Annotated in this window: 24 protein-coding genes; 13 read left to right on the forward strand and 11 right to left on the reverse strand. The window is 73.8% G+C overall.

The features are described 5' to 3' along the window. Positions 1–125 precede the first annotated feature (125 nt). Genes IEZ01_RS00990 through IEZ01_RS01000 form a run of 3 tightly spaced genes read right to left on the reverse strand, consistent with a single transcriptional unit; the run spans position 126 to position 2,981 of the window. Positions 126–1,547: a lipase maturation factor family protein gene (locus tag IEZ01_RS00990; RefSeq protein ID WP_019890834.1), complete on the reverse strand. Its 1,422-nt coding sequence runs from the start codon at positions 1,545–1,547 to the stop codon at positions 126–128. A gap of 55 nt (positions 1,548–1,602) precedes the next feature. Beyond that, entirely contained in the window at positions 1,603–2,148 is a 546-nt protein-coding gene (locus tag IEZ01_RS00995; RefSeq protein ID WP_189199323.1) for a DUF1990 domain-containing protein, read from the reverse strand. Beyond that, entirely contained in the window at positions 2,145–2,981 is an 837-nt protein-coding gene (locus IEZ01_RS01000) for a YndJ family protein (protein ID WP_189199325.1), read from the reverse strand. The genes IEZ01_RS00995 and IEZ01_RS01000 overlap by 4 nt, the downstream gene beginning before the upstream one ends. A 164-nt stretch (positions 2,982–3,145) precedes the next feature. On the opposite strand from IEZ01_RS01000, the gene IEZ01_RS01005 reads away from it, so the two are divergent. The 4 genes from IEZ01_RS01005 to IEZ01_RS01020 all read left to right on the forward strand — a co-directional run bounded on the left by IEZ01_RS01005 (position 3,146) and on the right by IEZ01_RS01020 (position 8,797). Next, positions 3,146–4,243: a DUF6777 domain-containing protein gene (locus tag IEZ01_RS01005; protein ID WP_019890837.1), complete on the forward strand. Its 1,098-nt coding sequence runs from the start codon at positions 3,146–3,148 to the stop codon at positions 4,241–4,243. Positions 4,244–4,397: 154 nt separating this feature from the next. Then, positions 4,398–6,389 carry a SpoIIE family protein phosphatase gene (locus IEZ01_RS01010; RefSeq protein WP_229832652.1) on the forward strand — a complete coding sequence of 664 codons (1,992 nt, stop codon included), beginning with the start codon at positions 4,398–4,400 and terminating at the stop codon, positions 6,387–6,389. Positions 6,390–6,472: 83 nt separating this feature from the next. Next, positions 6,473–7,861 carry a wax ester/triacylglycerol synthase family O-acyltransferase gene (locus IEZ01_RS01015; protein WP_189199329.1) on the forward strand — a complete coding sequence of 463 codons (1,389 nt, stop codon included), beginning with the start codon at positions 6,473–6,475 and terminating at the stop codon, positions 7,859–7,861. Positions 7,862–7,912: 51 nt separating this feature from the next. After that, the gene (locus tag IEZ01_RS01020) at positions 7,913–8,797 is read left to right on the forward strand and encodes an Fpg/Nei family DNA glycosylase (protein ID WP_019890841.1); all 885 of its coding nucleotides are present in this window, start codon (positions 7,913–7,915) and stop codon (positions 8,795–8,797) included. 15 nt (positions 8,798–8,812) lie between these two features. Here the strand turns inward: IEZ01_RS01020 and IEZ01_RS01025 are convergent, their stop codons facing one another. Further along, positions 8,813–9,427 carry a zf-HC2 domain-containing protein gene (locus IEZ01_RS01025; protein ID WP_189199331.1) on the reverse strand — a complete coding sequence of 205 codons (615 nt, stop codon included), beginning with the start codon at positions 9,425–9,427 and terminating at the stop codon, positions 8,813–8,815. Between IEZ01_RS01025 and IEZ01_RS01030 the strand changes: the two genes are divergently transcribed. The 5 genes from IEZ01_RS01030 (at position 9,341) to IEZ01_RS01050 (ending at position 14,106) form a co-directional block, all read left to right on the forward strand. Next, on the forward strand, positions 9,341–10,255 hold the full coding sequence (locus IEZ01_RS01030; RefSeq protein ID WP_506417154.1) for a LytR/AlgR family response regulator transcription factor: 915 nt from the start codon (positions 9,341–9,343) through the stop codon (positions 10,253–10,255). The genes IEZ01_RS01025 and IEZ01_RS01030 overlap by 87 nt on opposite strands. Positions 10,256–10,382: 127 nt before the next feature. Further along, positions 10,383–10,700 (forward strand): hypothetical protein, encoded by a 318-nt coding sequence (locus tag IEZ01_RS01035; RefSeq protein ID WP_019890845.1) that lies wholly within the window; start codon positions 10,383–10,385, stop codon positions 10,698–10,700. A gap of 45 nt (positions 10,701–10,745) precedes the next feature. Beyond that, positions 10,746–11,138, forward strand: coding sequence for a hypothetical protein (locus IEZ01_RS01040; RefSeq protein WP_019890846.1), 393 nt, complete (start codon positions 10,746–10,748; stop codon positions 11,136–11,138). Next, positions 11,135–12,886 carry a sodium/solute symporter gene (locus IEZ01_RS01045; RefSeq protein ID WP_019890848.1) on the forward strand — a complete coding sequence of 584 codons (1,752 nt, stop codon included), beginning with the start codon at positions 11,135–11,137 and terminating at the stop codon, positions 12,884–12,886. The genes IEZ01_RS01040 and IEZ01_RS01045 overlap by 4 nt, the downstream gene beginning before the upstream one ends. After that, on the forward strand, positions 12,883–14,106 hold the full coding sequence (locus IEZ01_RS01050) for a histidine kinase (protein WP_019890849.1): 1,224 nt from the start codon (positions 12,883–12,885) through the stop codon (positions 14,104–14,106). The genes IEZ01_RS01045 and IEZ01_RS01050 overlap by 4 nt, the downstream gene beginning before the upstream one ends. Positions 14,107–14,133: 27 nt before the next feature. Here IEZ01_RS01050 and IEZ01_RS01055 read toward each other — a convergent pair whose 3' ends face one another. The 3 genes from IEZ01_RS01055 to IEZ01_RS01065 all read right to left on the reverse strand — a co-directional run bounded on the left by IEZ01_RS01055 (position 14,134) and on the right by IEZ01_RS01065 (position 15,818). Then, positions 14,134–14,625 carry a hypothetical protein gene (locus tag IEZ01_RS01055; RefSeq protein WP_019890850.1) on the reverse strand — a complete coding sequence of 164 codons (492 nt, stop codon included), beginning with the start codon at positions 14,623–14,625 and terminating at the stop codon, positions 14,134–14,136. 216 nt (positions 14,626–14,841) lie between these two features. Further along, entirely contained in the window at positions 14,842–15,252 is a 411-nt protein-coding gene (locus IEZ01_RS01060) for a PaaI family thioesterase (RefSeq protein ID WP_189199333.1), read from the reverse strand. Beyond that, a complete protein-coding gene (locus IEZ01_RS01065; RefSeq protein WP_019890853.1) occupies positions 15,249–15,818 on the reverse strand; it encodes a sigma-70 family RNA polymerase sigma factor in 570 nt (189 codons plus the stop codon). The genes IEZ01_RS01060 and IEZ01_RS01065 overlap by 4 nt, the downstream gene beginning before the upstream one ends. A gap of 269 nt (positions 15,819–16,087) precedes the next feature. On the opposite strand from IEZ01_RS01065, the gene IEZ01_RS01070 reads away from it, so the two are divergent. From IEZ01_RS01070 to IEZ01_RS01080, 3 genes are all read left to right on the forward strand, one after another. Next, on the forward strand, positions 16,088–17,278 hold the full coding sequence (locus tag IEZ01_RS01070) for a CapA family protein (protein ID WP_189199335.1): 1,191 nt from the start codon (positions 16,088–16,090) through the stop codon (positions 17,276–17,278). Between the two features lie 73 nt (positions 17,279–17,351). Next, the gene (lysX, locus tag IEZ01_RS01075; RefSeq protein WP_189199337.1) at positions 17,352–20,666 is read left to right on the forward strand and encodes a bifunctional lysylphosphatidylglycerol synthetase/lysine--tRNA ligase LysX; all 3,315 of its coding nucleotides are present in this window, start codon (positions 17,352–17,354) and stop codon (positions 20,664–20,666) included. 108 nt (positions 20,667–20,774) lie between these two features. Continuing rightward, positions 20,775–21,599: a polysaccharide deacetylase family protein gene (locus IEZ01_RS01080; RefSeq protein WP_019890857.1), complete on the forward strand. Its 825-nt coding sequence runs from the start codon at positions 20,775–20,777 to the stop codon at positions 21,597–21,599. A 46-nt stretch (positions 21,600–21,645) separates the two neighbouring features. On the opposite strand, the gene IEZ01_RS01085 is transcribed toward IEZ01_RS01080, so the two are convergent. Next, on the reverse strand, positions 21,646–22,320 hold the full coding sequence (locus tag IEZ01_RS01085) for a class F sortase (protein ID WP_019890858.1): 675 nt from the start codon (positions 22,318–22,320) through the stop codon (positions 21,646–21,648). A gap of 355 nt (positions 22,321–22,675) precedes the next feature. Here IEZ01_RS01085 and IEZ01_RS01090 point away from each other — a divergent pair, with 355 nt between their 5' ends. Further along, positions 22,676–23,314, forward strand: a complete 639-nt coding sequence (locus IEZ01_RS01090) for a hypothetical protein (RefSeq protein WP_028798186.1) — start codon at positions 22,676–22,678, stop codon at positions 23,312–23,314. A 103-nt stretch (positions 23,315–23,417) separates the two neighbouring features. On the opposite strand, the gene IEZ01_RS01095 is transcribed toward IEZ01_RS01090, so the two are convergent. From IEZ01_RS01095 to IEZ01_RS01105, 3 genes are all read right to left on the reverse strand, one after another. Further along, positions 23,418–23,945 carry a hypothetical protein gene (locus tag IEZ01_RS01095; RefSeq protein WP_019890860.1) on the reverse strand — a complete coding sequence of 176 codons (528 nt, stop codon included), beginning with the start codon at positions 23,943–23,945 and terminating at the stop codon, positions 23,418–23,420. 177 nt (positions 23,946–24,122) lie between these two features. Next, a complete protein-coding gene (locus IEZ01_RS01100; protein WP_019890862.1) occupies positions 24,123–24,899 on the reverse strand; it encodes a bestrophin-like domain in 777 nt (258 codons plus the stop codon). 15 nt (positions 24,900–24,914) lie between these two features. Then, positions 24,915–25,493 (reverse strand): hypothetical protein, encoded by a 579-nt coding sequence (locus IEZ01_RS01105; protein ID WP_078513456.1) that lies wholly within the window; start codon positions 25,491–25,493, stop codon positions 24,915–24,917. Positions 25,494–25,545: the final 52 nt, after the last annotated feature.

Genomic DNA, 25,545 nt, shown 5'->3' on the forward strand with positions numbered 1-25,545 from the left:
GGTGGCCGCCGAAACGGGGCCGGACGGGGGTTTTCCGGGGCCCCGACCGGCCCGTCGCGACACGCCGGACGGCTCGGCCGTTGGAGTGAGAATCGCCGGTGACGCGGGAGCGGGGTGGCGGCCGGTCAGCGGTCGGCCGGGGTCCGCAGCCGGGTGGTGGGCAGGTAGTCCCGCAGATACGTCCGGTGCCACCAGGCTCCGGTGGCGCGCAGCTCACGCCAAGTCGTGTAGCGGTAGCGGTAGAGCCGCGCCCGGATCAGCACGGGCGGGGCGTCCGGGAAGGGGTTGTGCCGCAGTAGCTTCAGGGTGTCCCGGTCCCCGTCGAGCAGCCGCTCGACGAACGGCCCGAACCAGTCGCGGGCGTAGCCGGGGGAGAGGGCGGCGAACCACATCATCCAGTCGAGTCGTAGGTGGTACGGGGCGAACTGGCGCGGCATACGCCGTACATCGCCCGGTTTGCCCTTGAACTCGTACTCCCGCCAGACCGTGTCGGGGCCGGGCGCCGCGTCCGCCGAGCCCTCGATGACGATCTCGTCGCGGATCCGGCCGACGGTGCCGAAGGCGCCGTAGGTGTTGACGAGGTGGAGCGGGTCGAAGGAGCGGTTCATCGCCTGCCGCCGGGAGACCAGATTGCGCGCCGGGCGGTAGCTCAGGGTGAGGATCAGCGCGGTGAGGGCGCAGACCAGGACCACGTACCAGAGCGGTGGGCCGGCGAGGGCGGGGGCGGTGACCAGGAAGGAGGCGTCGACGGCGGACAGGGCGAGCACGATCGTGAGCCAGTTCAGCCAGGAGAAGTTGCCGGAGAGGACCAGCCACAGCTGGGTCACCACGATCACGCCGGCCGCGACGCTCGCCACCGGCTGCGGGGTGAAGAGCAGGACCGGGACGAGGATCTGGACCATGTGGTTGGCGGCCGTCTCCACGCGGTGCAGGGGGCGCGGCAGATGGTGGAAGAACCAGCTCAGCGGCCCCGGCATCGGCTGGGTCTCGTGGTGGTAGTAGAGGCAGGTGAGGTCGCGCCAGCAGGGATCGCCGCGCAGCTTGATCAGTCCGGCGCCGAACTCCACCCGGAACAGCAGCCAGCGCAGCAGCCAGAGCACCAGGACCGGCGGCCCCACCCGCTCGTTGCCGAGGAAGATCGCCAGGAAACCGGTCTCCAGGAGCAGTGACTCCCAGCCGAAGCCGTACCAGGTCTGGCCGACGTTGACGATCGAGAGATAGAGCCCCCACAGCACGGCCCACAGCAGCATCGCCACCGGCAGTGGCACCGCGTCACCGGCGCCCGCGACCAGGGCGAGCGCCACGGCCGCGCCGCCCCAGGCGCAGAGCGCGAAGAAGCGGTCCGAGTAGTGCCATTGGAAGAGCGTCGGCGCCCGCCGGGCGGGGACCAGGCGCAGGTACCGCGGCACCGGCAGCATGCCGCGCTCACCGATCAGGGCCCGGAACTGGAGCGCGGCGCCGATGAAGGCGACGAGGTAGAGGCCGGCGAGAGCCCGCTGGAAGACGATCCGGCTCAGCCAGTACTCGGGGGCGGTGAACCACTCCATCAGCTCCAGTATCGCGGGCGGCTCCCGCCCCGTCCCGGCGTCGCGGCCTCACCGGTCAGCGCGTGGCGATCCGGGTGAGGGTCCGGCCCAGATGCCGGGCGTAGGCGTGCTGGAACACCGGCACCAGCGGTCCGGCGAGGCGCGTGTACCAGGCGGCGGGCCTGCTGAACGCGGTCACCGTGAACCAGACCGAGCCGTCCTCCATCAGGTCCACGACGAACGACTCCTCGCCGCACTCCGGGTGCCCGGTCCTCGTCCCGTACGCGAACCCGATGCGGTTGCCCTCGTACGCGATCCACACCACCTCGCAGGGGGCGGCGACGCGCAGAGGGCCGAGGCCGAGCGAGACCTCAAGCGTGGCGCCCGGTTCGGCGCGCTCCACGCCGGTGTCTATCCGGACTCCCGAGCGGCGGTGCATCTGCCAGGTCAGGACAGCCCCGCCGGCGGCCTCGAAGACGTCCCGTCCGTGGCCGACGCGGACCATGTGGTGCAGGTGGTGGTAGCTGCCGGGGAGCGGGGCGGTGGCGGTGGCGCCGACCTCGGGGTAGCTGAGTACGCGCGGGGCGGGTGTGGTCGCCGAGTCGCGCAGGAGTCGGGTCATTGCGCTGTCTCCTTGAGTCGTCGCCAGGCCAGCACCGAACAGAGCGCGAAGCCGAGGGCGTTGCCGAGGCCGTGGGTGGCGGCCATCCAGGTCAGGGTGGGGTGGGGCAGTCCGGTGGCCTCGCCGAGCGCCCAGCTCAGGGCGAGCAGCATGGTCGCCACCAGCACGACGGACGAGACGGCGAGCAGGCCGCCGGTGAGCCGCCCGGCCTCCGGGGTACGGATGTCGCGCCAGGTCACCCGTGCGACGGCCCACATCCCGGCGGTCAGCACGAGCGCGCCGGCCAGTTCGGTCCAGTCGTCGACGAAGTAGCCGACGAGGACGAGGAGGGTGCCGAGCGGCACGCTGAGCGCGGCGAACCGGGCGGCGGGGCCGTCGGCGGCCCGGCAGACGAGCCCCGCCACCAGCGCGGCGGCGAAGCCGGCGAAGTGGAAGTGCGGCACGGTCAGCGCCAGGATCTCCAGGTCGAAGCCGAGCAGCTGTTGCCCCGAGCGCTCCGCGACCAGCGCCAGGGCGGCGACGGACGGTGTGACCAGGGCAGTGAGCAGCGCGGTCTCGGCCGAGGCGCGCCCGAGCGCACCGGGCCCGCGCAGCGTACGGGCCAGGTGGACCGGTGCGTACAGCGCGAGGGCCAGGGTGGCCAGCGCGTAGAGCACGGCGAGCGTGGTGGCGAGGGGGCCGCGCGGCAGCCACAGGGCGACGGCTCCCGGCACGGCGCCGAGCGGCCAGAGCCTCCGGATGGCGCAGAGCCCGCGCACCTCCATCAGGGCGAGCCCCGCCGGGACGATCACCAGCATCCCGGTCATCACGATGAGGCCGACCAGCACGGTCACCGCACACCCCCCCTCCTTGAACGCGTTCAATTCGCGTCACGGCGAGCGTAGAGGGTTTCTTGAACGTGTTCAAGTGGCGGTTCGGGGAGCGTTCCGTTTGCGCGCTCAAGGGCGATCCGGCACAGATGGGAGGGACCACTCGGGGCGGAAGGCGGGAGATTCTGGTGGCCTCATCGACGCACCGTCGGCGCACCGTGCTCGCGGCCCTGGCAGCCGCCGGAACCCTCCTGGCCGGCTGCGGCGACGGCGGCAGCGACGCCGGGACGGCCGCCGACCCCGACGCCGTCACCCTCCAGCCCGCCACGGTCCCTGGTCCCGACCCCTTCACCGCCTCCACGGTCGGCGTCCCCGCCCCGCCGCCGAAGACACCGCCCCCGGCGACCGGCGCCGCGCGCCCGGACGCCGCCCCCGCGATGCGGGCCGTCAGCGGCGCCACGCCCGGCATCTACGGCGGTACGCGCGCCCGGGGCAGCTGCGATATCGAGAAGCAGGTGCGTCTGCTCGCGGGGGACACCGCCAAGGCCGGCGCGTTCGCCCGGAGCGCCGGGATCGGCGACGCCGCCGTCGCCGACTGGCTGCGCGGGCTCACCCCCGTCACCCTGCGCGTCGACACCCGCGTCACCGGCCACGGCTACCGCGACGGGGCCGCCACCTCCTATCAGGCGGTGCTCCAGGCAGGTACGGCCGTCCTGGTCGACCAGTACGGAACGCCCCGCGTCCGGTGCGCCTGCGGCAACCCGCTGCGCAGCCCGGTCGCCGTCCCGGGCGCGGCCCAGGGGCGGCCGTGGCCCGGCTACCAGCCCGGCCAGGTCGTGGTGATCACGCCCACCCGGGCGATCGTCAACCGGCTGGTGATCGTGAACACGGCCGACAACAGCTGGATGGAGCGCAAGACCGGCACCGGGGGGGAGGCGGACACCCGACCGGCCGAGGACCCGCCGTGCGGTCCCGACGAATGCCATCTGACCGGCCCCCGCTCCCCGGCCGCCTCACCGACCCCTGACGCCCCGCGCACCCCCGAGAGCCCCCGTAGGTCCGCCAGCCCCACCGCCCCGGGCCGGTCCGCCGACGCAGACTCGTCCCCGGGGCGCACTCCGGACCGTTCCCCGGGCCGCTCGCCGGACGGTCCGGACGTCCCGCCGCAGCCGCCCGTCGAGCCGCTGCCCGAGGACCTGCTGCCCTCCGAGCCGGAGGAGCCGCCGTACGACATCCCTCAGGTCCCCGGTGAGATCCCGGAAGGACCCTCGACCTTCGAGGGCTGACGCCGCGGCCCGTGAGGCGAAGGGGCCTGCCTCGGCCTAGCGTGGGGCCATGGACGCGGGCAGAGCGGGCGCCGGGCCGGCCGGGCTGTGCCGCTGCGACACGCCTGGGGCCGCGGACTGCTGCTTCCTCGCGCGGTACGCGGCCGAGTTCCGCATGGGCACCTTCGACTGGGACCTGGACACCGGACTGCTCGACGTGGACGCGGGCGCCCTCGCGGTCTTCGACATGGACCCCGCCGACTTCGACGGCCGTCCCACCAGCCTCGGCCCCCGCGTCACCCCCGACGAGGGCAGACGCCTGGACGCGATGGTCACGCAGGCGCTCAAGGACGGCAGCACCCACTACGGGGCGTACTTCCGGGTGCGCCGCAGGGACGGGCAGCTGCGCTGGACCCACACGCAGGGGATCATCCGGCGCGACGAGACCGGCCGCCCGCGGCGGATCATCGGCATCGTCCGGGACGCGGCCCGCGAGCTGGCCGACTCGGCCGCCCGGCTCGGGCTCGACGAGGAGCGCCGCCGCCGGACCAGCGTCGTCGAGTCGACCACGGCCGCCCTCGCCCACGCCCGTACCGTCCAGGACATCATCGACCTGCTGAACGACTCGCACGGTCTCGCCCACTTCGGCGCCACGAGCCTGGTCATGGGGCTCATGGAGTCCGGCCGGATCCATCTGGTCGCCGAGGGCCCCCAAGGGGCGTTCGTCCCGGGCACCCGCTTCACCCGGGTGGACGAGGAGTACCCGATGAGCGAGGTCGTCAGGACCCTCACGCCCCGCTTCATCGAGTCCGCCGAGGAGTTCGCCGAGTCCTATCCGGTGCTGTGGCCGCACATCAGCGGGCTCGGCATCACCGCCGCCGCCTACCTGCCGCTGATCGCCCAGGCCCGCCCCATCGGCGCGCTCGGGCTCCTCTACAGCGACAAGAACGGCTTCACCGACGACGAGCGCAACGTCCTCGTCGCCCTCGGCAGCAGCATCGCGCAGAGCCTCCAGCGCGCCATGCTCTTCGAGCAGGAGCACGACCTCGCCGAAGGGCTCCAGCAGGCGATGCTGCCGCGCCGCATCCCCGACGTGCCCGGCGCCCACATCGCCGTCCGCTACCGCTCGGCCCGGCTCGGCCAGGACATCGGCGGCGACTGGTACGACATCATCCCGCTCCCCGGCGGCCGGGTCGGCGCGGTCATCGGCGACGTCCAGGGCCATGACACCCATGCCGCCGCCGTCATGGGACAGCTGAGGATCGTGCTGCGGGCCTACGCGGCCGAGGGGCACACCCCGGCCACCGTCATGGCCCGCGCCTCCGTCTTCCTCCACGAACTGGACACCGACCGCTTCGCCACCTGCACCTACGTCGAGGCGGACCCCACGACCGGGGTGGTGCAGGCCGTCCGGGCCGGCCATGTGGAGCCGCTGCTCCAGGACACCGACGGCAGCTGCCGCCGGCTGCCCGTCGAGGGCGGGCTGCCGCTCGGGCTCTCCGCCGAGTTCGGGCGGCTCGACTACCCCGTCACCACACGCGAGATGGATCCCGGCCAGACGCTGCTGCTCTACACCGACGGACTGGTCGAACGGCCCGGCGTCGACCTCGACGAGGGGGCCATGTGGCTCTCCGCGCTGGTCCGGCGCGGCCCGCGCGACCTCCAGGAGCTCGCCGACCATCTGTGCGAGGAGGTCGACGACCGGGGCGGCGACGACGACGTGGCCATCCTGCTGCTGCGCCGCAAGGGCGCCTACTTCCCGCAGACCGGCGGACGGCTCCAGCAGCACGTCGCCCAGAACGACCCGGAGGCGCTGAGCTCGGCGCGCCACATGGTCCGGGCGGCCGTACGGGCCTGGGGCGCCAGGGAACGCGCCGACGAGATCGAGCTCGTCGCCGACGAGCTGATCACCAACGCGCTGATGCACACCGACGGCGGGGCGATCGTCACCCTGCGGATGCTCGCCGGGCCCGAGCGGCGGCTGCGCGTCGAGGTCGAGGACCGCTCGAGCGCGCTGCCACGCCGCCGTGAGGCGGGCGATTCCGGGGTCTCCGGGCGGGGGCTGTTGCTGGTCGACCGGCTGGCCGATGTATGGGGCGTGGACTCGCGCGGCAGCGGCAAATGCGTGTGGTGTGAGTTCATGGTCCCGAATCAATCTGTTAACTGAGCGTAAATGGACCATGCTTGACCGTAACCGACCGGAACCGATTGACTGCGGTCCCCCAGCGCTCTCCAGAACATGAGGAACCCTTGAGCAGCGAGCTTCTCGCACCGCTTGACCTGGCATTCTGGCACCTCGAATCCGCCGACCACCCGATGCATCTGGGCGCCCTCGTCCACTTCGCCCCCGCCCCGGCGGACGCGGCGGCCCCGCCCGTGGACCTTCTGGAGCTGCTCGCCACCCGGGCGGCGGCGATCCCCCGGCTGCGGATGCGCGTCCGGGACGTCCTGCTGCCGGTCGGCGGCGCCGCCTGGTTCCCCGACCCGGACTTCGACGTCCACCGCCACGTCCGGGAACTGCGGCTGCCCGGCGGCGACTTCGACGCCGAGACCGCTCGGGTCGCCGGAGAGCTGATGGAACAGCCGCTCGAACGAGGGCGGCCGCCCTGGGAGATGTACCTCCTCACCGGCCCCGACGACGGCTCCTTCGCCGTCCTCGTCAAACTCCACCACGCCCTCGCCGACGGGATGCGCGCCGTCGCCATCGGCGCCGGGATCTTCGACGAGATCGCCGCCGCCCGTACCCCTCCCGCCCGCCCCCGGCGCCCCCGCACCCGCCCCGCACCGCCCGCCCTGCCCGGCGCCCGCGGGCTGATGGACCTCGCCCGGGCCCGGCTCGAGGAGCTCGGCCGGGCCGTCGGGGTCGGCGCGTCCGTGGTCCTCGCCAGCCGCCTCGACCAGCGGGGCGCCACCGCGCTCGCCGCGCACTCCAGCGGTACGCGCACGGTCGCCACCGTCACCGTCGACCTGGAGCGCGTCCGGGACGTCCGCCGCGTCGCCGGAGGCACCGCCAACGACGTCCTCCTCGCCACCGTCGCCGGCGGACTGCGCCGCTGGCTGGCCGAGCGCGGCGAGAGTCCGCCGGCCGCCGACCCGCGCGCCCTGGTCCCCGTCTCCCGCCGCCGGCCCGGCGCACCGCCCGGCTCCGGCAACCGCTTCTCGGCCTACCTGCTCGACCTGCCGCTTTCCACGGCCGACCCGGCGGCCCGCCTGCGGGCCGTCCGCACCGCCATGGACCGCAACAAGGCCGCCGGGCCGCTGCGCGGAGCCGGGGCGCTCGCCGTGCTCGCCGACCAGCTGCCGCCGCTCGCCCACCGGTTCGGCGCCCCCCTGGCGGGCGGCGCGGCCCGGATGCTCTTCGACCTGCTGGTCACCAACGTGCCGCTGCCCCGCTCGGCCCTCTCCCTCGGCGGCAGGCCGCTGCGCGCCCTCTTCCCGATGGCGCCGCTGGCCCGCGGCCAGTCCCTGGCCGTCGCCATGTCACCGTACGGCGGCGACGTGCACATCGGACTGGTCGCCGACGGCGCGGCCGTGCCCGACCTGGACCTCCTCGCCGCGGCGCTCGCCGAGGAGCTGGACACCCTCGTCCGGGCGACCGGCTCGACCGGCGCTGAGGGGACGGTGGACAAGGGCCGGTGAACGGAGGCCGGTGAACGCGCGGCCGCCGCGCGGCTGCGGCAGGGTGGAGGCATGCCCGAACTGCCGGAAGTCGAAGCGCTGCGGGAGTTCCTGGCCGAGCATCTGGTCGGCAAGGAGATCGCCCGCGTCCTGCCCGTCGCGATCAGCGTGCTCAAGACGTACGACCCGCCGCTCTCCGCGATCGAGGGCCGCACGGTCACCGGCGTGGCGCGGTACGGGAAGTGGCTGGCCATCACGGCGGGCGGCGGGCCGGAGGCCGAGGGCCCGCCGCTGCATCTCGTCGTCCATCTCGCCCGCGCGGGCTGGCTCCAGTGGAAGGACGTCCTGCCGTCGGGGCCGCCGCGCCCCGGCAAGGGCCCCCTCGCCCTGCGGACGGCCCTCACCGGCGGCGACGGCTTCGACCTGACCGAGGCGGGCACCACCAAACGGCTCGCCGTCCATCTCGTCCACGACCCCGCCGAGGTCCCCGCCATCGCCGGTCTCGGCCCCGACCCGCTCGCCGCCGGCTTCGACCGGGACGCCTTCGCCGCGCTGCTGACCGGCGAACGGCGCCAGCTCAAGGGCGCGTTGCGCGACCAGAGCCTGATCGCGGGTATCGGCAACGCCTACAGCGACGAGATCCTGCACGCCGCCCGGATGTCGCCCTTCAAGCCCGTGCAGAACCTCGACGAGGACGAGATCACGGCGCTGTACGAGGCCCTGCGCGCCACCCTGCGCGAGGCGGTGGAACGCTCGCACGGCCTGGCGGCCGGCCGCCTCAAGGCGGAGAAGAAGAGCGGCCTGCGGGTCCACGGCCGCACCGGCGAACCCTGCCCGGTCTGCGGCGACACCATCCGGGAGGTGTCCTTCAGCGACTCCTCGCTCCAGTACTGCCCCACCTGCCAGACGGGCGGCAAACCGCTGGCCGACCGCCGCCTCTCGCGCCTGCTGAAGTAGCCCCCGGGGCCCCGCTCACGGGGTGAGCGACACCAGAGCCCCGCCGCCCCGTTCACGGACCACCAGGCGGTCGATCTCCCCGGCCGGCAGCGCGGTCGCGCCCTCCACCACCGGCGAGTCCTGGCCGCGCGCCGGAACCCACCAGCTCATGACGGGATGCTCCCGCCCGTCGCGGCCCACCACCACCAGATCGCACACGCGCGGCCCGTCGACACCCGAGACCCGCATGGCCACATCCGTGCCCCAGGGACGCTCGCTCCAGGAGGCCGCCACCGCGACGCCCGTGACCGGGTCGGTCACCGACGCCCGGGACGCGGCCGTCGGGGCGTCCCCCTCGCGCAGCGCGAGACCGGCCGCAGGCATCGCGAGGATCAGCGCCGCCGCCACCGCGACCAGCCGTGCCCGTGACCGCGGCCGCGGCCGCGCCCGCCGGGTGAGAGGCGGCGGCGCGAGCGGCCGCACCGGCTCCCTCAGCTCCGCGAGACACCGCTCCAGCCGGGCGAACTCCGTCAGCCACCGCGCACAGCGCGGACAGCCCTCCAGATGCTCCTCGCAGCGGAACGCGTCGCCGGGCTCCAGCACCCCCAGCGCATACGCCGCCACATCCCGGTGTCGTTCCCGCAGGCTCATCGTCTCCCTTTCCTCCCGCACTCACATACGCACGCCACCCCCGGCGTACTCAACGCGCCTGCGCCTACACTCCGCAGCATGCTGCGCGTACTGGCCGTCGACGACGAAGAGCCGGCCCTCGGGGAACTGCTCTACCTCCTGCGCTCCGACCCCCGGGTGCGCAGTGCGGAAGGAGCCACCGACGCCACCGAGGCGCTGCGCCGCATCGGCCGCGCCCTCGACGCCGGGCCCGACGGCGACGACGCCATCGACGTCGTCTTCCTCGACATCCACATGGCCGGACTCACCGGCCTCGACGTCGCCAAGCTCCTCGCCGGGTTCGCCCGTCCGCCCGCGATCGTCTTCGTCACCGCCCACGAGGGCTTCGCCGTCCAGGCGTTCGACCTCAAGGCCGTCGACTACGTCCTCAAACCCGTCCGCCGCGAACGTCTCGCCGAAGCCGTCCGCCGCGCCGGCGACCAGGTCCTCGCCACTCACGCCCCGCCCAGCACCACCGCCGACCAGATCCCCGTCGAACTCGGCGGCGTGACCCGTTTCGTCCCGATAGGCGACATCGCCTACGTCGAGGCGCAGGGCGACTACGCCCGCCTCCACACCGACGAAGGCAGCCACCTGGTCCGTATCCCGCTCTCCACCCTGGAGGAGCGGTGGGCGGCGCGCGGCTTCGTCCGGATCCACCGCAGCCACCTCGTCGCCCTCGGCCGTATCGACGAACTGCGCCTGGACGGCGGCGCGACGACCGTACGGGTCGGCCGGGCCGAGCTCGCCGTCAGCCGCCGCCACGCCCGTCAGCTGCGGGAACTGCTCATGCGCCACGCCCGCGGCTGACCGTTCGCCGCACCCGGCGCGCCGCTCACCGACGGCGGGCGGCGTTCGCCCGGCCGCCGCCCACGCCCTGCCTACCCTTGATCCAGAAACCAGGCGTCCGCCGCACCGGGAAAGGGGGCCGTGACCGATGCCGGAGACCGACCCGCCGCTGCACGCGCTCCTCGCCGAACTCGGCGCGCTCAGCGCCCTGCCCGGCCTCGCGCCGAGGGCACCGGCGGAGCTGGAACCCGTCCTCGCCCGGGTCCGCAGCGCGGCCGGCCACTGGGCCGACGTCCTGGACGAGCTCCGCGAGTCCGCGCAGGGCCTGGCGGGACCGGGCACCGCCGCCGCCCTGGAGCTGGCCTTCCGCCGTGCCGAGGAGTCCTACGTCGAGCTGGAGATCGCCCTCGGCGCCGCCACCCCGGCCTCCGCCGCCCCACCCCGCCACAGGGCCTACCCCGCGTAACGCCTTCTGCGTAGACTCCGGGCGATGTCAGCAGAGCACGACCCGATGTCCGCCGGTCACGGCCCCGCGCGCCGCCCCCGGCGCGAGACCGTCACCGGAGTGCCGCGCTCCGCCCGCCGGCCGCCCGGCCACCCGCCGGCCCGCTTTGAGATCAGCGAGCAGACCACCCTCGGGCACACCTACGTCCGGTCCCTGATGCGCAGCCAGCTGCGCGCCGCGCTCACCGCACTCGGCGCCCTCGCCCTGCTGGTCGGCTCCCTGCCGCTGCTCTTCGCGCTGCCCGCCGCCGTGGACGGCGCCGCGCTCGCCCCCGCCCCCTTCGTCTGGGCCGCACTCGGCGCGGGCGTCTACCCCGTCATGTGGGTGACCGCCCGCTGGTACGTACGCCGGGCCGAGCGCAACGAACGCGACTTCACCGGCCTTGTGGAAGGCCGGTGAACCACACCCACGCGGTGGCCGCCGTCACCGCCGTCGTCCTCGCCACCGTGCTCCTCGGCGCCCTCGGCCTGCGGATATCCCGTACCACCTCCGACTTCCTCGTCGCCTCCCGCACCGTCAAACCGGGGCTGAACGCCGCCGCCATCAGCGGCGAGTACCTCTCCGCCGCCTCCTTCCTCGGCATCGCAGGCCTGGTCCTCCTCCAAGGCCCGGACATGCTCTGGTACCCGGTCGGCTACACCGCCGGATACCTCGTCCTGCTCGTCCTCGTCGCGGCCCCGCTGCGCCGCTCGGGGGCGTACACGCTCTCCGACTTCGCCGAGGCCCGCCTCGAATCCCCGCCCGTCCGCAGGCTCGCCAGCCTCTTCGTCGTCGGGATCGGCTGGCTCTATCTGCTGCCGCAGCTCCAGGGCGCCGGGCTCACCCTCCAGATCCTCACCGGCGCCCCCGACTGGCTCGGCGGAGTCGTCGTCGCGGTGGTCGTCACCGGCGCCGTGGCCGCCGGCGGCATGCGCTCCATCACCTTCGTCCAGGCCTTCCAGTACTGGCTCAAGCTCACCGCCCTGCTCGTGCCCGCCCTCTTCCTGGTCACCGCCTGGCTCGGCGACGACGCGCCCCGCGCCCGCTTCGACGCCCCCGCCGTCTTCCGCTCGCACACCGAGGTACGCATCGACGACACCGTACGGATCGACGTCGACGCGCCCCTGACGCTCACCGCCACCGGCCGCGTCGACCACGTCCCGTACGACAAGGGGCGGCTCACCCTCACCGAGGGCACCCACCGGATCGAGGCCGGCACCACCCTCGGCTTCCCGGCCGGCGCGCCCGTCCCCGAGCGGGCCGCCAGCGACACCGACCCCCTCGGCTGGTCCCAGCCGCTCGCCGGGGGCCGCGACGGCTACCAGCTCTACGCCACCTACGGCCTGATCCTCGCCACCTTCCTCGGCACCATGGGCCTGCCGCACGTCGCCGTCCGCTTCTACACCAGCCCCAACGGCCGCGCCGCCCGCCGCACCACCCTCGTCGTCCTCGGCCTCGTCGGCGCCTTCTACCTGCTGCCGCCCGTCTACGGCGCCCTCGGCAGGATCTACGCGCCCGAACTGGCCCTCACCGGAGCCGCGGACGCCGCCGTGCTCGTCCTGCCCGACCGGATCGTCGGCGGCCTCGCCGGAGACCTGCTCGGCGCCCTGCTCGCGGGCGGCGCGTTCGCCGCGTTCCTGTCCACCGCGTCCGGGCTGACCATGTCGGTCGCCGGCACGCTCACCCAGGACATGCTGCCCGCGCGCGGCGTACGGCACTTCAGGCTGGCCACCGTCCTGGCCATGGCCGTCCCGCTCGCCGTCAGCGTCGTCACCGCCAACGTGCCCGTCGCCGACGCCGTCGGGCTTGCCTTCGCCGTCTCCGCCTCCTCCTTCTGCCCGCTGCTCGTCCTCGGCATCTGGTGGCGCGGACTCACCCCGCCCGGCGCGGCGGCGGGCCTGCTCATCGGCGGCGGCAGCGCGCTCACCGCCGTCATGGCCACCCGGGCCGGGCTCGCCCCCGCCGGCTGGCCGCACACCCTCATGGCCTGGCCCGCGGTCTGGTCGGTGCCGCTCGGCTTCCTCACCATGGTGGTGGTCTCCTGGCTCACCCCCCGCCATGTCCCACCCGGCACCCAGGCCACCCTGGCCCGCCTCCACCTCCCCGAAGACCTCGCCCCCGAAGCTCTCGCCCCTGAAGCTCTCGCACCGGAAGGAGGCAGACGTTGAGCGGGACCGACCTGGCGGTGCTGGCCGCCGCCGCTGCCGTGCTGCTCGCCGGGGGGTTCGCCGCCGGGCGGCTCACCGGCCGCCGGGGGAGCGGAGGCGACCTGGACCTCGGCACGCCCGTGGAGCGGGCCACGTTCCAGACCCTGCACACCGCCTCGCTCGCCGCGCCCCCGCTGCGCGCCGGGCTCACCGGCGACACCGCCCGCAAGGCCGCCCGCCGGCTGCGCTCACTCCTCGGCACCGAAGCCCTCTGCCTCACCGACCGCAAGTCCGTGCTCGCCTGGGACGGACCCGGCGGCGACCACCACCGCGACCAGGTCACCCAGCTGGTCGCCGAGGTCCTCGACTCCGGCCGCAGCCGCAGCGTCCACACCGGCTGCGCCGACCTGGAGTGCCCGCTGCGCTGGGCCGTCATCGCGCCGCTGACCGGCGAGGAGGGTGTGCTCGGCGCGCTCGTCGCCTACGGCTCGCGGGAGTCCGCGGTGCTGGTCAGGGCGGCGACCGAGGTCGCCCGCTGGGTCTCCGTACAGCTGGAACTGGCCGAGCTCGACCGCTCCCGCACCCGGCTGATCGAGGCCGAGATCCGCGCCCTGCGCGCCCAGATATCCCCGCACTTCATCTTCAACTCGCTCGCCGCGATCGCCTCCTTCGTCCGCACCGACCCCGAGCGAGCCCGCGAACTCCTCCTGGAATTCGCCGACTTCACGCGCTACTCCTTCCGCCGGCACGGCGACTTCACCCAGCTCGCCGACGAGCTGCGCTCGATCGAGCAGTACCTGGCGCTCGCCGGGGCCCGGTTCGGCGACCGGCTCAAGGTGACCCTGCAGATCGCCCCCGAGGTGCTGCCGGTGACCCTGCCGTTCCTCTGCCTCCAGCCGCTGGTGGAGAACGCCGTCAAGCACGGCCTGGAGGACTCCCGCGGCGCCCGCACGGTCACGATCGCGGCCCGGGACGCGGGCTCCGAGGCCGTGGTCGTCATCGAGGACGACGGCGTCGGCATGGAGCCGGAGGTGCTGCGCGCGATCCTGTCGGGGGAGCGGCCCCCGTCCTCGGGGATCGGGCTCTCCAACGTCGACGAACGGCTGCGCCAGGTGTACGGCGACGACCACGGCCTGGTCGTCGAGACCGGCGTCGGCGCGGGGATGAAGATCACGGTACGGATCCCCAAGTACCGCGCGGGTGTCCACCGGGCTCCGCACGGCCCGGCCGGTGCTCCTTAGCCGGTGCTCCGCGGCTGCGCCCCGGGGTCAGTACAGATGGATCGCGAGATGCCCGAGCGGCAGCCCCAGCTGCCAGGCGGGGGTCCACACCTGGGCCGACTCCTCGACGGGCCGGCCCGCGGCGGTGAGGTCGGCGGCCAGCACCTCGGTCGACTCCAGGCGGCGCCAGGTCCGCCGAGCCAGTAAGAGATCGGGCCCGGGCCCGCCGCGCGGCTCGCGCGCCTCACGCGCGGCGAGCCGCTCGCGTACCCACTGCGGCCAGGGGTGGCCGTGCGAGGTGCGCGAGAGCCACTCGTCGATCCGGGCGACGGCGCGGGCCCCGGCCAGCGCGCCGGTCTCGTCGCAGAGGTAGATCGTGAGCGCCAGCGTCTGTCTGCCGGCCAGGTACTCGAGCGAGCCGGGGGCGACGAGCCGACCGGTGCGCAGCAGTTCGTCGGCCATCGACTCGGCGCTCCACCAGGCCATCGGTACGACCTGCTCGCCGCCTCCGCCGGTGCCGTTCGTGCTCTCGGGCAGCAAGGTTCCCACCTTCTTCCGGACGTCATGGGACAGGGCCTCACGGACCTAGACGACGAGCCTTACCCGTGGGACACGGGTGTGGGCGGGTCTTTACCCAACTGACCGGTGTGGTTTCCGATACGTATCCCGTCCACCGCGTGGCGTCAGGAAGCCGGTGCGGCAAGGGTGACTCGGGTGGTGTCGAGTGGCGTACCAGAGAGTCTTTCTGACGGAGCGTCAGCCAAGGAGGGCGTACACGGCGGTCGCGTGTGCGGCGGTCTCGCCGGAGCCGTCGGCGCGCAGGGTGATGTCCGCGAACGCCATGCGCCGTCCGGTCTTCGTCAGCCGGGCGTGCACCAGCACATCCGCTCCGGTGACCGCGCGCTGGAAGCTGATCGACTGCTGGACGGTGGTCATCGGGACGAACCCGCCGCGCGCGGCGGCCACCGCGACCACGGTCGCGGTGTCGGCCGCGGCCATCATGGCCTGTCCGGACAGCCCGCCGCCCTCCCGGGCCAGCCGGTCCGACCAGGGCAGCCGCAGCACGGCCTCCTGGTCGCCGACCGTCATCACCGTCAGTCCGAGATCCAGGACCCAGGGGGCGAAGTTGTCGGCGAGGACCTTCTCGGCGGCGGTCGTCAGCGTCACGCGGTCATTGTGCGGGGGGAGCGCGCCGCGTGGGAAGAGCGCATGCGGCTGTATCCGGGCAGCCGGGGGCCGAGCGCGCGCAGCGCGTAGAACGAGCGGGACTTCACGGTCCCCGCCGGGATGCCCAGTTCGCGGGCGGCTTCGTTGACGGTCAGGCCGTCGAAGTAGAGCCGTACGAGCACGGCGCGGTGCTCGGCGCTCAGGCCCCGTACCGCCGCGCGGACGTCCAGGGCGACCGCGGCCGACTCGGTGGGGTCCGACGGGTCGGCGGCCGCCGCGAGCGCCCCGTCCCCGATCTCGGTGGGGCGGGCCATCCGGGAGCGGCGGGCGTCGATTGCCAGGCGCCGCCCGACGGTGAAGAGCCAGGGCCGCATCGACTCGTACGGGCCCTCGAACGCCTCGGGGTGCTGCCAGGCCCGTACCAGCGTTTCCTGCAGCAGGTCCTCGGCCCGCTGCCGGTCCCCGTAGGTCAGGCCGAGCAGGAAGTTCAGCAGCGCCGGACCGTGCTCGCGCTGGAGCTCCTCCAGGGCCCGCTCGTCGGTCGTCGCCGTCGTCGCCGTCGTCATGTGCCACACCTCTTCCGCCCGCTCGTCGTCCGTGGCGTATCCGAACGCATTCGGTCGGCGAGGAACAGGTCGCGTACCGCGGTGTGCGACGAGCGGTCGCACCGAGCGGCGAGTGGTGCGGCGAACGGTCGGTCGGGGCCGGTGCGCGCGGCGGGTCCGGTCCGGGGGATTCGCGTGCTTCACCCGTCTCGCCCCTTGACGCGGAGTCATCCACCCTGTGGGGTCATAAAAACGGATTGTCATATTAATCAGGCGAGGGAGTCCGGGAGATGACCCAGCGCACGCGCCAGGGGGTGGTGGCCCTCGCCGTGGCCCTGCTCGCGGCGGCGGCCGGCTGCTCCGGCGCCCCGCACGGCCCGCGGTCCGTCCCGCCCGCCTCACCCTCGCAGGAGCCCGCCGCCGGCGACGCCCCCGCGCCCACCTCGGCACCGGCCGGCTTCACCCTGGTTGCCTCCGGCGACGTCCTGCCGCACAACTCGGTCATCCGCCAGGCCGCCGACGACGCGGGCGGCGCGGGCCATGACTTCCGCCCCATGCTCGCCGGGGTACGCCCGCTCATCTCCGGCGCCGACCTGGCCATCTGTCACATGGAGACCATCTACGGCACGGACGGCGGCCCCTTCACCGGCTACCCCGCCTTCAAGTCACCGCCCCAGGTCGCCGACGCCCTCGCCGCCACCGGCTACGACGCCTGCTCCACCGCCTCCAACCACACCCTCGACGACGGCGCCGCGGGCCTTGCCCGCACCCTGGACGCCCTCGACAGGGCGGGCGTCCGGCACGCCGGATCCGCCCGCACCGCCGCCGAGGCGGCGCGGCCCACCCTGCTGAAGGCCGGCGGCGCCACGGTCGCCCAGCTCGCCTACACCTACGGCACCAACGGCTACCCGCTCCCCGAAGGACAGCCCTGGGCGGTCAACCTCATCGACGAGCAGAAGATCCTCGCCGACGCCAAGGCCGCCCGGAAGGCGGGCGCCGACGTCGTCGTGGTGAGCCTGCACTGGGGCACCGAGTGGCAGACCGCCCCCGAAGCCCAGCAGCTGAGCCTCGGCCGCTCCCTGACCGCCGCCCGGACCGGCGGCCGCCCGGACATCGACCTCATCCTCGGCACCCACGCCCATGTCCCCCAGGCGTACGAGAAGGTCAACGGCGTCTGGATCATCTACGGCATGGGCGACCAGATCGCCGGACCCATGGTCAACTACTCGGGCGCCTTCGACGCGCGGGGCAACCAGAGCTCCGTCGGCCGCTTCACCTTCACCCCGCCCCGTACCCCGGGCGGACGCTGGGAGGTGACCCGGGCCGAGTTCGTCCCGCAGTGGTACGACACCGGTGCCGGACGGGTGGTCAACCTCGGCGCGGTGAAGGACGGTGCCGCCCTCGCCTCCGTCCGCGACACCATCCGCGACGTCGTCCTCGGCCGGGGCGCCGCCAAGGACGGTCTGGTGATGGGGGAATAGCCACGGCGAGGAGCCGCTGCCGAGGCCCTGCCGTCCGGGTGCGGGCCGTGGAGCGCCTCCTTAGAGTCGGGTCATGAGTGTCCGCGCGGAGCGGCAGGCCTCTCCTGCACCTTCCCCCGCCGGCCCGGGCGGCCCCTCCCGGCGCTGGACCGGCGCGGTCCCGAACGTGTTCGCGACCTTCTTCGTCGTACTCGGCCTGTTCTGCGTGGTCCTCTCCCTGCTGCCGTTCCTCAGGCCGGTCCTGCGGCCGGTCGCCTGGTTCGTCGACCGGGTCACCATCCCCGTCAGCGCCAACCTGGCCTACGCCGTCTTCCTGCTGCTGCTCGCCGCCGCCATCGGCGCCCGCAAGAAGACCGCCTGGTGGCTGTTTGTCGCCTACCTGGCCCTGCTGATCCTCGCCGACGTCCTGATGATCGCCGTCGACGGCGACCTCAGCTGGATCCCCAACCTCGTCCTGTCGCTGGCCGTGCTCGGGGTGCTGGTCCTGGCCCGGCACGAGTTCTACGCCGAGACCCGCCGAGGCGCCCTGCGCCGGGCGCTGCTCGTCCTCGTCCTCGGGCTCGCCGCCGGCGTCCTGGCCGGCTGGGGGCTGGTCGAGCTCTTCCCCGGGACGCTGCCGCGCGGCCAGCGGCTCGGCTGGGCCGCCGCCCGGGTCTTCGGCGGGCTGGTCTCCGGCGCCCGGTTCGACGGCGCCCCGCCCCGCCCGCTCCCCTTCGTCCTCGGCCTCTTCGGCGCGCTCGCCCTGCTCGCCGCCGCCGCCACCCTCCTGCGGTCCCAGCGGATGGAAGCGGCCCTGCACGGCGACGAGGAGCCGCGGATCCGGGCCCTGCTCGGCGCGTACGGCGCCCAGGACTCGCTGGGCTACTTCGCCACCCGCCGGGACAAGGCCGTCGTCTTCTCACCCAGCGGCAAGGCCGCCGTCACCTACCGCGTCGAGGCGGGCGTGTGCCTCGCCAGCGGCGACCCGGTCGGTGACCGGGAGGCCTGGACCCCGGCCATCGAGGCCTGGCTGGACGTCGCCCGCCGCTACGCCTGGGCCCCCGCCGTCATGGGCGCCTCCGAGGAGGGCGCCACCGCCTACGCCCGCTGCGGCCTCGGCGCCATCCAGCTTGGCGACGAGGCGATCCTCGATGTGGCCCGCTTCGACCTGAACGGCCGGGACATGCGGGTCACCCGGCAGGCCGTCAACCGGGTCGCCCGCACCGGCGCCACCACCGTCATCCGCCGCCACTCGGCCCTCACCGAGGACGAGATGAGCCGCATTGTCGACAAGGCCGACACCTGGCGCGACACCGAGACCGAACGCGGCTTCTCCATGGCACTGGACCGGCTCGGCGACCCCGCCGACGGCAACTGCCTGCTCGTCGAGGCCTTCGACGCGCAGGGCGAACTCATCGCCCTGCTCTCCTTCGTGCCATGGGGCCGCGACGGCATCTCGCTCGACCTGATGCGCCGCGACCGCGGCGCGCCCAACGGCGTCATGGAGTTCATGGTCGCCGAGCTGTGCGCGCACGCCCGGAGACTCGGCGTCCGGCGGATCTCCCTCAACTTCGCCGTCTTCCGCTCCGCCTTCGAGGAGGGCGCCCGGATCGGCGCCGGGCCCGTGCTGCGCGTCTGGCGCCGGCTGCTGCTCTTCTTCTCCAAGTGGTGGCAGCTGGAGGCGCTGTACCGCTCCAACGTGAAATACCAGCCCGAGTGGTATCCGCGCTTCCTCTGCTACGGCGACGCCGGCTCCCTCGCCCGGATCGGCCTCGCCTCCGGGATCGCCGAAGGGTTCGTCTCCGTACCGAGCCTGCGCAAGCTCTGGGGCAAGGGACACGCCCGGCCCCGCGGCGGCGTCACCACGCCCGTCACCACCGAGGGCCTGCCCTCCATCGAGGAGCTCGGCCTGCCCGGCGCCGGCGACCCCGGCGCCCCCGCCGAGCGGCGGCTGCCCGAGCAGGTACGGATCCGCCACCGCACCCTGGAGCGGCTGCGCGCCGAGGGCGTCGACCCCTACCCCGTCGTCGTCGCCCGGCGCACCGCCACCCTCGCCGCCATCACACCGGAGCGGACCGGCGAACAGGTCACCGTCGCGGGCCGCGTCATGACCGTACGGGACCTCGGCGGCGTCGTCTTCGCCGTACTGCGCGACTGGACGGGCGACCGCCAGCTCGTCCTCACCCGCGGCGGCTCGGGCGCCGAGGTCCTGCGTACGTTCACCCGTGACATCGACCTCGGGGACCATGTCACCGCCACCGGCACCATCGGCAGCAGCGACCGCGGCGAGCTCTCGGTCTTCGTCACCGCCTGGCAGCTCACGGCCAAATGCCTGCGCCCGCTGCCCGACAAGCGCCGCGGCCTGGCCGACCCCGAGGCACGCGTACGCCGCCGCTACCTCGACCTGGTCGCCCGCCCCGACGCCCGCCGGATCGTCCGCGCCCGCTCCACCGCCGTCCAGGCGCTGCGCCAGGGCCTCCTCGACCGCGGCTACCTGGAGGTCGAGACACCGATGCTCCAGCAGATCCACGGCGGAGCCAACGCCCGCCCCTTCACCACCCACATCAACGCCTACGACCTCGACCTGTACCTGCGGATCGCGCCCGAGCTCTACCTCAAACGGCTCTGCGTCGGCGGCCTGGAGAAGGTCTTCGAAATGGGCCGCACCTTCCGCAACGAAGGCGTCTCCTACAAACACAACCCCGAGTTCACGATGCTGGAGGCCTACCAGGCCTACGCCGACTACGACGTGATGCTCGACCTCACCCGGGAACTGATCCAGGGCGCGGCCACCGCCGCCTTCGGCGAGCCCGTCGCCCACAAGGCCGGCCCCGACGGCTCCCTCGTCGTCCATGACATCTCGGGCCCCTGGCCGGTCAGGACCGTGTACGGCGCGGTGTCCGAGGCGCTCGGCGAACAGGTCGACGCCGACACCGGCCAGGAGACGCTGCGCCGGCTCTGCGAGCGCGCCGGAGTTCCGCACACCCCCGACGACACCCGCGGCGACATCGTCCTCGAAATGTACGAACGCCTCGTCGAGGAACGCACCACGCTCCCCACCTTCTACAAGGACTTCCCCACCGACGTCTCACCGCTGACCCGTCAGCACCGCCACGACCCGCGCCTGGCCGAACGCTGGGACCTGGTCGCCTTCGGTACCGAACTCGGCACCGCCTACTCGGAGCTGACCGACCCGGTGGAGCAGCGCCGGCGCCTGACCGCACAGTCCCTGCTCGCCGCCGGCGGCGACCCGGAGGCCATGGAGCTCGACGAGGACTTCCTCGACGCCCTGGAGTACGCGATGCCGCCCACCGGCGGCCTCGGCATCGGGGTCGACCGGCTCGTCATGTTCCTCACCGGCCTCACCATCCGCGAGACCTTGCCCTTCCCCCTCGTCCGGCGCACCTGATCCGTTCATCCGCCGATCGGCTCATCGGGTGTTTTCGGCGGCGGGCCCCGTGTTGCTGCGGCCCGCGGACCCGGGCCGTGCGTGCCATGAACCATGAGGAACGATGAGATGCCCACACGCCGCCGGGCGGTGCTGCGCCTCGCCTGCGCGCTCGGCGCCACCGCCACGGTCGGCGTCTTCGGCAGCGAACGCGCCGCCACGCCCGGCCGGCCGTCCGGCGCCACCGCACCCGCCGCGGGCGCCCCGAAGGTGGCGGGCCGGCCGAAACCGTCGGCGTACCGGCTCCAGCCCATGACCGCCTACGCGCCCCCACGCCACCGCCGGGCACTGCCACCGGCCCGCCGGCGCCCCTTCCTGCGGATGTCCGGGGTGGGCAACGCGATGGTGCTCACCTTCGACGACGGGCCCGACCCCCGCTACACCCCGGCGATCCTGCGCACCCTGCGCGAGTACGAGGTGCGCGCCATGTTCTTCGTCTGCGGCGAGATGGCCGTGGCCCACCCCGACCTGCTGCGCGAGATGGCCGACGACGGCCATGTGGTCGGCAACCACTCCTGGTCCCATCCGCTGATCCCCACCCTGCCGCCCTCCCGGATCCGCGACGAACTGGGCAGCACCAGCGACATCGTGGAGAAGACCCTCGGCAGCCCGCCGCTGTGGTACCGCGCCCCGTTCGGCGCCTGGAACCGTCACTCCTTCGAGATCGGCGCCGAACTCGGCATGGAGCCGCTCGCCTGGACCTGCGACAGCCTCGACTGGAAGGAACCCGGCACCGGCTACATCGTGCGCCGCGTCCTCGACGGCGCGGGGCCCGGCGTCGTGGTCCTCTCCCACGACGCGGGCGGCGACCGCTCCCAGAGCGTCGCGGCGCTCCGCCGGTACCTGCCCGAACTGCTGCGCGCGGGTTACCGGATGATGGTCCCCCGCCGCTGAACCGGCCCGCCGCACCCGCCCCGCTGGGCGGCCGCGCCCAGGCCGTTCAGCGGGTGGCGACCATCCGGGCGAAGACCACGACGTTGCCCGAGTAGCCGTCGGTCCGCGAATAGCCGCCGCCGCAGGTGATGACCCTGAGCTCGGCGTGCCCGGTGTCGCCGTAGACCTGCGCGCCGGGGAACTCCTCCTTGGAGTACACCTCCACGCCGTACACCTCGAAGACGGCGACCCGGCCGTCGTACCGCTCCACCTCGACGAGCCGGCCCTTCCCGAGCGCCCCCAGGCCGTAGAAGACGGCCGGTCCCGAGAGGTTGTCGACATGGCCGACGACCACCGCCGTGCCGCGCTGGCCGGGCGCCACGCCGTTCTGGTACCAGCCCGCCATGTTGGGGTCATGGGCCGGTGGCGCCTCGATCCAGCCGGAGGCGTCCAGACCCACGTCGATGATCGGCGCGTTGACGTTGATCGCGTCGATCCTGATCCGGGACGCCGGCGCGTACGGAAGCGTGCGCACCGAAGCCCCGGTAGGGCCGACGAGGCGGCCGTCGGGCGCGGCCGCCGCGGCGGGCTGCGGCGGCCCCGCGTTCGGATCCACGCCGTTTCTCATCATGGCCAGGCCCGAGAGCATGGCGAGGGCGAGGACGCCCCAGGGGGAGCGCCTTTTGAGGACAGAGCTGAAAGAGACCGAGCTGAACGCCGAGCCGCCGGGGTGCGGGCCCATGGTTCTCCCTTCGTGGCATCTGTTTCGCACGGTAAGGGCGAGCCGCCGGGACGGCGATCAGGGAGGGGCGAACGGGTGGCGGGGAAGGGGACGCCCGCGCTCCGGCCGGGCACACGGGCGCGGGCGGGTGACGGCCGGATGATCCATCCGAGTCATCACCATATAAGCGTTCTGATGGGGTGTGACCTGCGGGTCCGTCAGGTTCGGGAGTCCGGCCCCGGCGTGTCGCCTCACCGGGGTGGCCGAGCGTCGACATGCGAGCTTCATCCCGTCTTGTGAGGGTGCGTCATGAGAGGCGTACTCGTCGAACTTCCCGGAGCACCGCTTTGGGGCGCCTTTCACAGGAGGTTCCACAATGCGAGCTGCACGCGCTCTGGCGGTGGCCGCCACCGCCATCGCCGCTCTAGGGCTCATGGCCCCGGCCGCCACCGCCACCAGCGGCGGCCCCATCACCGGAGGGGGTGACAACAGAGGCCCCTTCACCGGCGGAGGCGATGGCAGGCAGAACGCCGGCGGGGGCGACGGCAGGGGGCACAACGTCGGCGGGGGCGACGGCAGGGGCCCCAACGCCGGCGGAAACGGCGACAACAGAGGGCCCACCGATGTCACCGTCAACCCCTTCTCGGTCCACCAGGGGGCGACGCTCACCATCACCGTGCGCGGCTGCGACCGCGGCGGCACGGTCTCGTCCAACGCCTTCCCGACCATCAACCTGTCGCAGCAGCGAAGCGGTGTGTCCACCGCGGTGGCCCGTATCCACGACCACGCCACCCCGGGCGACTACAACCTCGCCGTCCGCTGCAACGACGGCAACCGCGTGGCCACGGCGCAGTTCCGGGTCCTGTCCGGCCGGGGCGCCCAGGGCGGCCTCGGCGGCTCGCTCGGCCCCAGCTCCACCGAGATGGCCGTCGGCGGCGGACTGTTCGCGGCGGCCGCCCTGGGCGGCGGGATCTTCGTGCTCCGTCGCCGTCGCATGCACGACTCGAAGGCCTGACCGGCCGACGAACCTCCCGGTCGGCCGAGTACGCCCGTCGCCCCCGAGTCCACGCCAGGACTCGGGGGCGACGGGCGTACTCGGCCGTGTTCCTGACGCCGGCTCAATGACGGCGTGCCGCGCGCCGGCGCAGCGTCCAGAACAGCCCCCCGGCGGCCGCCACGACCAGAGCGCTGCCGGCGGCGATGGTGCCGGCGGCCATGCCGGAGGACGAGCCGCCCAGACCGCCCTGGACACCACGCGGCGAGGTGAGGGCGGTGGAGCTGATGGTGGGCGTGACGTTGGCGCCGCCGGCGATCCTCAGATCCAGGGTGCCGGTCGGGCCACCGCTGCAGACGAACGAGACCGTGTACACGGCGCCGCGCCGGGCGTCCCAGTCGACCGTGGCGGTCGTCGAGGAGCCCGGCGGGATCGTGGCGGTGTCGAAGACACCCGAGGCCGCCGTCGCGGTGCTGCGGCAGCCGGGCGCGCTGAGCGTGACCCGGCCGCCGGGGGCGACGGTCGACGGCGACAGGGCGAAGTCGCCCGGGGCCTTGGCGGTGTCGGCCGCCACGGCGGCCGGGACGGGAGCGGTGAGGGCGAGAGCGGCCGCCCCCAGCAGAGCGGCTGTTGCGGCACGTATCGCGCGCATGGTGAATCCTCCGGGTCCCGAGGGGCAGCTGCGGAAGCGATTTCCACATAGGACGGGATATGCACCTCGATGCCGGACACGCTAGGAGCGCCTTACCACACCCGCGATCCCAGACGGGCGAACGGGTCATCCCACTCACCCGAACGGCCGCGTCCTGCCGCCCACCCGGACGTCGGCTCAGCCGCCGATCTGCGGGAACAGATCCGTGAACGGTGACGCCGTCGCGGAGATGCCCCGCCCGAACGGCGCGTCGAACACCCAGATCAGGAAGAGCAGGAACGCGATCAGGGCGCTGAAGAGACCCGCCAGCAGCAGTTCACGGAACGTACGCCGGATCTGGAGCGTGAAGATAAGGCCAACGGTCACCAGGGCGCCGGTGATCAGACCGAACCACACCACCCCCGGCATCGTCGCCTCCGCGCTCTCGCCGCGCGCCCCCCGGGCGTCGTCGACCACCGCCACCTGGTCCACCAGCGGCTGGTACGCCTGCCCCTCGTGGTCATCGGCCGGCCGGTAGTCGGTCACCGAGCGCCGCAGCTTCGCCAGCAGCTCCGTCCCCCGGTCCGTCAGCTCCCCGTGCTCCGCCATGTGGGCCCACTCCTCGGTGACCACATGGCGGGCGTACGCCTCGGCGTCCTCCCGGATCCTCTCGCGCACCGCCGGCGGATAGACCTCCACCCGCTCGGAGATCTCGTGCAGCGCCTGTGCCTCGTGGCGCACGGTGTCCTGCGCGCCGCCACGGGCCTCCCACACCCCGGCGATGGCCAGGCCCAGGACGATCGCGTAGATCACGCCGATCATCATCGTCATGTACTCCATGACGTCCGGGGTCTGGGTGGGGTCGTCGTCCTCGCCGAGCCGGCGGTCGACCCGCCGGTGGTTGATGACGACGATCGTGAGCACGACGGCGCAGGCGGCGGCCATCGCGATGGTCAGAACAAGCCATTCCGACAAGGAAAATCCTCCGGCTCAGCGGGATCGGGGGCGCAGGGCGGCGGTCGCGAGCACCGCGGGGGCGGTGACCAGGAGCATCAGGTGGACCAGGGTGGGGCCGCCGCGGGGTTCGGGGCGCTGGATCCGCCGGTAGGTGGGCAGCGCGACCCGGGCCGGGGCCGGAGGCCGGGGGCGCACGGTCGGCTTCGGCTCAGGCTTCGGCTCAGGCTTCGGCACACGCCTCGGCTCCGGCTCGGGGGCCGGTTTCGGCGGCTCGGGTGCGGGCTGTGGCGGTGGTGGCGGCGGGGGCGGTGGGGGAACCTCCCGTACCGGCGGTGGCGGGGGAGGCGGCGGGGGCGCAGGCGGCGGGGGCGGCTCCGGCGGGGGAGGGGGCGGCGGCTTCGGCACCGGCGAGGGACCGGTCCTGCAGACCGTGGAGCCCGCCACGGCGACCGCCGTCGCCTCACCCTCCCCGATCGTGGCGATGGCGCAGCTGTCCGCGGGGACGACCGCGAACGCGGGCGCCGGACCGGCCGGCAGCCACAGGAACGCGGCCGCCGCCAGGGACCGGGCGACGTGGGATCCGTACACGCCGATCAGCATGGTCAACGACATCGGCCGCTACTCGGTATGCCGCGCGGATTCCCCGGATGGAGGGGTGCGCTGG

The organism is Streptomyces purpureus, assembly GCF_014648195.1.
In the GTDB taxonomy this organism is placed as follows: domain Bacteria; phylum Actinomycetota; class Actinomycetes; order Streptomycetales; family Streptomycetaceae; genus Streptomyces; species Streptomyces purpureus.

Excerpts from the sequence above, each read along its gene's own strand:
- IEZ01_RS01065 (WP_019890853.1), bottom strand. The coding sequence starts at position 15,818 with ATGACGACGGCGACGACGGCGACGACCGACGAGCGGGCCCTGGAGGAG.
- IEZ01_RS01080 (WP_019890857.1), top strand. The coding sequence starts at position 20,775 with ATGCCCACACGCCGCCGGGCGGTGCTGCGCCTCGCCTGCGCGCTCGGC.
- IEZ01_RS00990 (WP_019890834.1), bottom strand. The coding sequence starts at position 1,547 with ATGGAGTGGTTCACCGCCCCCGAGTACTGGCTGAGCCGGATCGTCTTC.
- IEZ01_RS01105 (WP_078513456.1), bottom strand. The coding sequence starts at position 25,493 with ATGTCGTTGACCATGCTGATCGGCGTGTACGGATCCCACGTCGCCCGG.
- IEZ01_RS01090 (WP_028798186.1), top strand. The coding sequence starts at position 22,676 with ATGCGAGCTGCACGCGCTCTGGCGGTGGCCGCCACCGCCATCGCCGCT.
- IEZ01_RS00995 (WP_189199323.1), bottom strand. The coding sequence starts at position 2,148 with ATGACCCGACTCCTGCGCGACTCGGCGACCACACCCGCCCCGCGCGTA.
- IEZ01_RS01095 (WP_019890860.1), bottom strand. The coding sequence starts at position 23,945 with ATGCGCGCGATACGTGCCGCAACAGCCGCTCTGCTGGGGGCGGCCGCT.
- IEZ01_RS01030 (WP_506417154.1), top strand. The coding sequence starts at position 9,341 with ATGCTCCTCGCAGCGGAACGCGTCGCCGGGCTCCAGCACCCCCAGCGC.
- IEZ01_RS01035 (WP_019890845.1), top strand. The coding sequence starts at position 10,383 with ATGCCGGAGACCGACCCGCCGCTGCACGCGCTCCTCGCCGAACTCGGC.
- IEZ01_RS01040 (WP_019890846.1), top strand. The coding sequence starts at position 10,746 with ATGTCCGCCGGTCACGGCCCCGCGCGCCGCCCCCGGCGCGAGACCGTC.
- IEZ01_RS01025 (WP_189199331.1), bottom strand. The coding sequence starts at position 9,427 with ATGAGCCTGCGGGAACGACACCGGGATGTGGCGGCGTATGCGCTGGGG.
- IEZ01_RS01010 (WP_229832652.1), top strand. The coding sequence starts at position 4,398 with ATGGGCACCTTCGACTGGGACCTGGACACCGGACTGCTCGACGTGGAC.
- IEZ01_RS01085 (WP_019890858.1), bottom strand. The coding sequence starts at position 22,320 with ATGGGCCCGCACCCCGGCGGCTCGGCGTTCAGCTCGGTCTCTTTCAGC.
- IEZ01_RS01070 (WP_189199335.1), top strand. The coding sequence starts at position 16,088 with ATGACCCAGCGCACGCGCCAGGGGGTGGTGGCCCTCGCCGTGGCCCTG.
- lysX (WP_189199337.1), top strand. The coding sequence starts at position 17,352 with ATGAGTGTCCGCGCGGAGCGGCAGGCCTCTCCTGCACCTTCCCCCGCC.
- IEZ01_RS01020 (WP_019890841.1), top strand. The coding sequence starts at position 7,913 with ATGCCCGAACTGCCGGAAGTCGAAGCGCTGCGGGAGTTCCTGGCCGAG.